This window comes from Capsulimonas sp., from assembly GCF_039929585.1.
In the GTDB taxonomy this organism is placed as follows: domain Bacteria; phylum Armatimonadota; class Armatimonadia; order Armatimonadales; family Capsulimonadaceae; genus Capsulimonas.
Window position 1 is genome coordinate 1 of sequence record NZ_JBDSQY010000181.1, and the last position, 5,465, is coordinate 5,465.

Annotated in this window: 6 protein-coding genes; 4 read left to right on the plus strand and 2 right to left on the minus strand. The window is 58.5% G+C overall.

The window, feature by feature from the left end; translation table 11 throughout:
- Positions 1 to 181 precede the first annotated feature (181 nt).
- Both ABIZ35_RS13145 and ABIZ35_RS13150 read right to left on the minus strand, forming a co-directional pair.
- Entirely contained in the window at positions 182 to 721 is a 540-nt protein-coding gene (locus ABIZ35_RS13145) for a cupin domain-containing protein (protein WP_348220365.1), read from the minus strand.
- 28 nt (positions 722 to 749) lie between these two features.
- The gene (locus tag ABIZ35_RS13150; RefSeq protein ID WP_348220366.1) at positions 750 to 1,613 is read right to left on the minus strand and encodes an NmrA family NAD(P)-binding protein; all 864 of its coding nucleotides are present in this window, start codon (positions 1,611 to 1,613) and stop codon (positions 750 to 752) included.
- Between the two features lie 161 nt (positions 1,614 to 1,774).
- Between ABIZ35_RS13150 and ABIZ35_RS13155 the strand changes: the two genes are divergently transcribed.
- From ABIZ35_RS13155 to ABIZ35_RS13170, 4 genes are all read left to right on the plus strand, one after another.
- Positions 1,775 to 2,179, plus strand: a complete 405-nt coding sequence (locus tag ABIZ35_RS13155) for a helix-turn-helix domain-containing protein (protein ID WP_348220367.1) — start codon at positions 1,775 to 1,777, stop codon at positions 2,177 to 2,179.
- Between the two features lie 177 nt (positions 2,180 to 2,356).
- On the plus strand, positions 2,357 to 2,644 hold the full coding sequence (gene groES, locus ABIZ35_RS13160; protein WP_348220368.1) for a co-chaperone GroES: 288 nt from the start codon (positions 2,357 to 2,359) through the stop codon (positions 2,642 to 2,644).
- Positions 2,645 to 2,730: 86 nt separating this feature from the next.
- Entirely contained in the window at positions 2,731 to 4,377 is a 1,647-nt protein-coding gene (gene groL, locus ABIZ35_RS13165) for a chaperonin GroEL (protein WP_348220369.1), read from the plus strand.
- Positions 4,378 to 4,512: 135 nt separating this feature from the next.
- Positions 4,513 to 5,349: a PPK2 family polyphosphate kinase gene (locus ABIZ35_RS13170; RefSeq protein WP_348220370.1), complete on the plus strand. Its 837-nt coding sequence runs from the start codon at positions 4,513 to 4,515 to the stop codon at positions 5,347 to 5,349.
- Positions 5,350 to 5,465: the final 116 nt, after the last annotated feature.

A 5,465-nucleotide genomic window follows, 5' to 3' on the forward strand; every position in this document is an offset into this window, starting at 1 on the left:
GCCGGCTGCATGTGGACCGATTGCGTCATTAAGAAATCAAAACGCATAAATCGCGGCTAGAAGTGCACGATGTCAGCCTTCGCTGCCTCCAGAAAAGATACGTAATCGCTAGGTTTCTGGAGTGCCCGGAGAGGCACATCGTGCACTTCTAGCCGCGATTTTAATCGCCGGGCATCTGTGGCTACCCAGGCTTCAAAAGTTCGGTTTTGTATTTCGGGGCGAGTGCTTCCGCCTTGGCCCTGAACTTCGCGACGGCTGCTTCGTCGGGTTTCGGCGGCGGGGTGATGCGGGTCGCAACTGGGACGCCGATCTCTTCGAAGAACTTTTCCTGGCCGGCAGGCGAGCAGATACAGAGCAGACGTGCTGGAGCATCCGAAGCATTGCGAAAGAAATGCGGCGCGTTTGCCGGAATATGGACGGTCTCGCCGGCTCGTACGACCGATTTCGTTCCTCGAAAGGTGGCCTCAATCTCGCCTTCCAAAACGGTGAATGATTCCTCGAAATCGTGGCGATGCGGCGGGGGGCCGCCGCCGGGCGGCACATACATATCGATCAGGCAATACTGACCGCCGGTATCGACGCCTGAGAGCAGGGTCGTATAGGTATCGCCGACAACGCCCAGATGAACAAGATTGTCGTCGTCATTCGGTCGCGCGACGGTGAGTCTGCGCTGCGGATCGTCCGGCGGGATAGTCGCGATGCCCGGGGATGTGTCACTCATTGTGCTGTTCCTTTTTGTTTGCGTTTCGTCAAGCCTGCCAGGCCTTTGCGGTCTCGGACGCGAAGTCCTGATAATTTCGAGGCGCATGGCCCAGCAGTTCCGTTAGTATCTCCAGATCGTCCGTTTCCGCTTCGAAGCCCCGTTCGAGATACCCCTGGAACATCATGCGGATATCGAACGCCGACCACGACGGAGCTGACTGGCGCATTTGCGCCTCAAACTGATCCATGTCATGTCCCGTGTAGTGAATCTCTTTGCCAAGCACGCTTCCCCAAATCTCTGCGACGCGAGGACCGTTTAATACATCGGGACCGTTCAGGTTGTAGGTCTTGCCAATGTGCCCATCGGTCGTCAGCGCAATGGCCGTAGCCTCCGCGATATCCCGGATGTCGACCGCCGAGACTCCCACAGGGCCAAGCGGCATTGGGTAGAGGCCAGCGTTCATGAGCGGGTCTTTTAACGTGACGTCATTCTGGAAGAAATAGTTGGGGCGAATAATGGTGAATGGGAGGTCAAAATCCCGGATCGCGTTTTCGAGCGCCAGTTTTGCCGCAAAGTGCGGGACATCCTTGAAGCGCTCGACCCGGTACACCGAGTGATAGACAATGTGCTCCAGCTTCCTCTTTTTAGCGAGATCGTAAGCGATCAGGCCTTGAGTCAATTCTTCGGGAGTGACGGCGTTCAGCAAATAGAGTTTATTCACTCCGTCAAGCGCAGCCTCAATGGAAGGGGGATCAAGCAGGTCTCCCACCACCGTTTCCAACCCTGTCGGTAACTTGTCCGCGCCTTCCGGCTTACGAATCAAAATCCGCATGTCCGCGCCGCGCGCCTGGAGCGCTTCAATGACCGCCGAACCTACGGAGCCTGTGCCGCCTACAATGAGAATTTTCATTGATCTCTCCTATGGCATCACGGATTTCTATTGTTGTCGCTGGCCAAAAATTAGCCAGCCAGGTGTCAGTATAAAGCGTGAATCGAGGACTGTCTAGTATGCACCTTTAGGTGCTATAGTATCTAAAAACGACGTTACTGCTTCAGACGTGGAGGCTTTGCATGAGATCGATGGTGGGCGGCTGTCCAGCAGAAAGAACGCTTCGCCTGGTGGGTGGACGATGGAAACTGATCGTCCTCAATCAACTGTTCCACGGAACGCTGCGCTTCTCGGAGCTGCGTCGCCGGGTCAACAATGGCGGCGCCGGTGGGAGAACAGGCATCGTTTCGCCGAAGATACTGACCCAGGAATTGCGTCAGATGGAGCGCGACGGGCTGATCCATCGCGAGGTCTACCCTGAGGTTCCGCCGAGGGTGGAGTATTCGCTGACGCCACTGGGGATCAGTCTGCGCCCTGTGATCCTGACACTGGCCGACTGGGGCAAGCAGCATCCGTTGGAAGCGGATTTAGAGCCAGCACCGTGCGACTGGGAGGAGCAGAAAGTGGAAGGAACGGTCGGCGTTTAACCGATGGCCTTTGAACTAACGCAATCTTCTTACTTGATAGCCCCACACTCAAGAAACCGAAGAAAAAATCCGGAAGAAGTTTAGCACTCGCTTGACATGAGTGCTAATAATGAGGATAATACTGGACGGAACATTCCACAAGTTTTACTCGACAACCATTGAGGGAGGTCAACACCTATGCTGAAGCCACTGGGCGACCGGATCATCGTCAAGGCTCTTGAAGCCGAGCAGACAACCGCCGGCGGAATCATCCTGCCGGAGACCGCGAAAGAAAAGCCGCAGCGCGGCGAAGTACTGGCCGTCGGACCGGGCAAGACGCTCGATAACGGCAAGGTCAGCACGGTCGACGTGAAGGTGGGCGACAAGGTCGTCTACTCCAAGTACGGCGGCACCGAGATCAAGGTCAAGGGCGAGGAAGTCATTATCCTGCGCGCCGACGATGTCCTTGGCATCCTGAACGATTAGTTCGGAAACAGCGAATTTTGACCCGTTTGGGTTTTTGAGATATCAAGGCCGGTCGCGATGACCCGCCGAAGGAGAAACACACAGAGATGGCAGCAAAAGATCTGTTGTTCGATGAGCAGGCCCGCCGCGCGCTGGAGCGCGGAGTCAATATCCTGGCCGACGCCGTGAAGGTGACCCTGGGACCGCGCGGTCGCTACGTTGTGCTTGAGAAGAAGTTCGGCTCCCCGTCCCTCGTGGACGACGGCGTCACGATCGCCAAAGAGATCGAGATCGAGGACAAGTTCGAGAACATGGGCGCTCAGCTCGTTCGCGAAGTCGCCTCCAAGACCAATGACGTCGCCGGCGACGGCACCACCACCGCTACCGTTCTGGCTCAGGCGATCGTTCGCGAAGGCCTGAAGAACGTCGCGGCCGGCGCCAACCCGCTCGCCGTCAAGCGCGGCATCGACCTCGCGGTCTCCGCCGTCGTCGCTGAGATAGGCCGCCTGGCGATCAAGGTCGAAGGCAAGGAAGCGATCACGCAGGTTGCCACCAACTCCGCCAAGAACACGCTGATCGGCGATCTGATCGCCGACGCGATGGACAAGGTCGGCAAGGACGGCGTCATCACGGTCGAAGAGAGCAAGGGCACGACCACCTCCCTGGAGCTGGTCGAAGGTATGCAGTTCGACAAGGGCTACATCTCCCCGTACTTCGTCACCGACGCCGAGCGGCTTGAAGTCGTTCTCGACGAGCCCCTGATCCTGATTTTCGAGAAGAAGATCTCCAGCATCCAGGATCTGCTTCCCGTTCTGGAGAAGGTCGTCCGCCAGGGCCGCCCGCTTCTGATCATCGCGGAAGACGTCGACGGCGAGGCGCTCGCCACACTGGTCGTCAACAAGCTGCGCGGCACGATCAACGTCGTCGCCGTCAAGGCTCCCGGCTTCGGCGACCGCCGCAAGGCCATCCTTGAGGACATCGCCGTGCTGACCGCCGGCCAGTTCGTCACCGAGGACCTGGGAATCAAGCTGGAGAGCATCGACGAGACCTCGCTCGGCTCTGCCAAGCGCGTCGTCGTGACCAAGGACGACACCACGATCGTCGAAGGCAAGGGCTCCGTGGAAGCAATCCAGGGCCGCATCGCTCAGATCAAGGCTCAGATCGAGAAGTCCGACAGCGACTACGACCGTGAGAAGCTCCAGGAGCGCCTGGCGAAGCTTTCGGGCGGCGTGGCCGTCATCCAGGTCGGCGCCGCGACCGAGACCGAACTCAAAGAGAAGAAGCACCGCATCGAAGATGCTCTTTCCGCCACCCGCGCTGCGGTTGAGGAAGGCATCGTCGCCGGCGGCGGCGCCACGCTGATCAAAGCCATCTCCGTTCTGGACAGCCTCACGCTGACCGGCGACGAGAAGGTCGGCGTCGCGATCATCCGCCGCGCTCTTGAGGAGCCGGCGCGCCAGATTGCGAACAACGCGGGCGTCGAAGGCTCGGTCATCGTCGATGAGATCAAGCGCAACGGCCTCGGCTACAACGCCGCGACCGGAGAGTTCGGCGACCTGGCGGCCCAGGGCATCGTCGATCCCGCCAAGGTGACCCGCTCCGCGCTGCAAAACGCGGCCAGCATCGCCGGCCTGATCCTGACGACCGAAACCCTGATCGCCGAGCGCCCCGACAAGAACCCTGCCCCGGCAGGCGGCGGCGGCGGTGGAATGGGCGGCGGCATGCCCGGAATGGGCGGCATGGGCGGCTTCTAACCACGCCTTCCAGTTCCCAGACTGAAAACAAAAAGAGCGTATCGCTTCGGCGGTGCGCTCTTTTTTTGCGTCTGCATGGTTGATTGCGCGCATTTTTGCGTACACTATGTATTCAGACCGTTGGGGAGGGCAAGGATGTCATACGCAATCAAAATCGACAAGCCGCAGAAGATTCGGCTCAAGGACTACGATCCGGACGAAAAGGGCAAGAACACTAAAGAGAAGTGCGAACCGGAGATTCAGAAGCTCAGTGAAGAGATCAATGCGCTTCAGGACCTGCTGTACGCCGCACAGACGCACAGCGTCCTGATCGTGCTGCAAGCGCCCGATACCGGCGGCAAGGATGGCACAATCACCCATGTGATGGCGGCTGTCAATCCGCTGGGCTGCTCCGTGGCGTCGTTCAAGGTTCCGTCGACGGAAGAAGTGTCGCACGACTTCCTGTGGCGTATCCACCAGCAGGCGCCCGGCAAGGGCAATATGACGATCTTCAACCGCTCGCATTACGAAGATGTGCTCGTGACGAAGGTTCATAAAATCATCGATGAGAAGACCTGCAAAAAACGTTACGATCATATCAACAACTTCGAGGCCATGCTCGCGGATTCCAACACGATCATCATGAAATTCTATCTGATGATCAGCAAGGACGAGCAGGAAGAGCGTCTGAAAGCGCGGGAGGCGGACCCCAGCAAGGCGTGGAAGCTGAGCGCGGGCGACTGGAAAGAGCGCGAGCTTTGGGATCAATATATGGAAGCTTACCAGGAGGCTATCAGCGCGACGGCGGCTCCCCATGCTCCCTGGTACATCATCCCCGGCAATCACAAATGGTATCGCAATTTGGCGATCGCGACGACCATTCGCGACACGCTGGCGGCGCACAAAGACGAGTGGGAAGAGGCGCTGAAGAAGATTGGCGAGGCGCGTCTGAAAGAGCTGAAAGAGGCTCGGGCGGGAAGCAAGCGCGTTTGAGCCCTATTCCCCCACTCGCTTAGGCTCGTCTCCCCCTTTTTCCCAACAAGCTGCTGCGCAGGGTAAAAGGGGTGCTGATCATTGTCAGCCCTGCTCGTTCGACAAGTAGCCGTAAA

Coding starts and splice junctions, on each gene's coding strand:
- ABIZ35_RS13145 (WP_348220365.1), bottom strand. CDS start 721: ATGAGTGACACATCCCCGGGCATCGCGACTATCCCGCCGGACGATCCG.
- ABIZ35_RS13150 (WP_348220366.1), bottom strand. CDS start 1,613: ATGAAAATTCTCATTGTAGGCGGCACAGGCTCCGTAGGTTCGGCGGTC.
- ABIZ35_RS13155 (WP_348220367.1), top strand. CDS start 1,775: ATGAGATCGATGGTGGGCGGCTGTCCAGCAGAAAGAACGCTTCGCCTG.
- groES (WP_348220368.1), top strand. CDS start 2,357: ATGCTGAAGCCACTGGGCGACCGGATCATCGTCAAGGCTCTTGAAGCC.
- groL (WP_348220369.1), top strand. CDS start 2,731: ATGGCAGCAAAAGATCTGTTGTTCGATGAGCAGGCCCGCCGCGCGCTG.
- ABIZ35_RS13170 (WP_348220370.1), top strand. CDS start 4,513: ATGTCATACGCAATCAAAATCGACAAGCCGCAGAAGATTCGGCTCAAG.